General features: G+C 29.5%; 1 protein-coding gene and 1 pseudogene. Both read left to right on the top strand.

The features are described from left to right. Positions 1–82 (top strand): annotated as a pseudogene (locus QZ506_RS09235) (lipoprotein); the annotation flags it as partial. 127 nt (positions 83–209) lie between these two features. Next, positions 210–1,256 (top strand): glycosyltransferase family 9 protein (locus QZ506_RS09230; RefSeq protein ID WP_291970576.1); only part of this gene is annotated, 1,047 nt, incomplete at its 3' end.

Here is a 1,256-nt window from a genome sequence, read left to right as displayed (position 1 = left end):
GGTGGGTGAAGCCATGGCCATGGTCAAAGCGCTTAACCGGATCACGCTATTAGGAATGCCGAACAGTATTCGCATCACGTAACAATCGACCCGTATGGGGCGCAGTCGTTACAAGTTCTGATTTATTCAACAAAGCCAAAACTGGCATGGAAAAACAGCATGATTACCTATTATTCAACAAAGCCATTTATTGGAGAAATGTTTGAAAAATGAATTTTTATTTGGAATTAAGAAAATTAAATAGACAAAGAAACATCAAAACAAAAGAATTGAAGAAAAAACTAAAATTTTATTATCTTAAGCTATTCTATCGAAAAAAAAGCACGTTTATTAAAAATTATTACAAAAACATATGTATATTTATGCATTCTCAGGCTATTGGAGATGCTATTGTAACATCAGGTATAATTAAAGCACTTAGAGATAATTATTTTAAGGTTTATGTAATAATACCTCCCAAGATATCATTTTTATTCATAGACATGATCAAAATTGATGGTTGTTTTATATATAAAAAAAATGATTTTAAGAAAACCAGAAACTTATTAAAGTTTAACATTGATTTGGTTATTGATCTTGCTGATTTTGATACATTTTCTTATTACAGACTTAAAACGCTATCATATATAAAACCAAAACACGCAATCAGTTTTAATCAACCTAAAAATACGATATTTGACACGAATATTATCACGCATAAGTCTGAGCACATTACAACAAGAATGATAAGCATCATTAAATTATTTTCTATTGATAGTAAGTGCCAACCTTACCTCACATTCAATGAAAATTATGTTTATGATGCATATATTTTTTCTCAAAAAATAAAACTGAAAAATGAAAAAATAATTATATTCAATCCATTTGCATCCCAAAAAAATCGTAGTTTATCTACTAATCAAATTAATATAATACTAACTTACTTAAACACGTTGGTAGGATATAGAACTATTGTTTTTAATTTGGGTAACAAAATAAACAATCGTTTGATGAAGCGTATTGATATTAATCCTTTCGAGGATGCAGAGCGCTCATTCGCTCTTGTTCAATGTGCAGACATTGTTATTACAGTAGATACTGCAGTTGTTCACCTTGCTAGTGCACTGAATAAGCGGCAATTCTGCATTTATAATAATCGTATGTTTAATTCTGTTTTTGAAAATAATATAGTATGGGGGCCTAATAGTAACAAAGCCTCTCAACTGACAACAACTCAGTTTTTAAAAAATGAGATAGGAGATGATATAACATCATTT

It is taken from the genome of Candidatus Symbiopectobacterium sp. (assembly GCF_020054415.1).
Lineage (GTDB): Bacteria > Pseudomonadota > Gammaproteobacteria > Enterobacterales > Enterobacteriaceae > Symbiopectobacterium.
The sequence above is the reverse complement of the archived record's forward strand: the minus strand, read 5'-3'. Positions and strand labels throughout refer to the sequence as shown.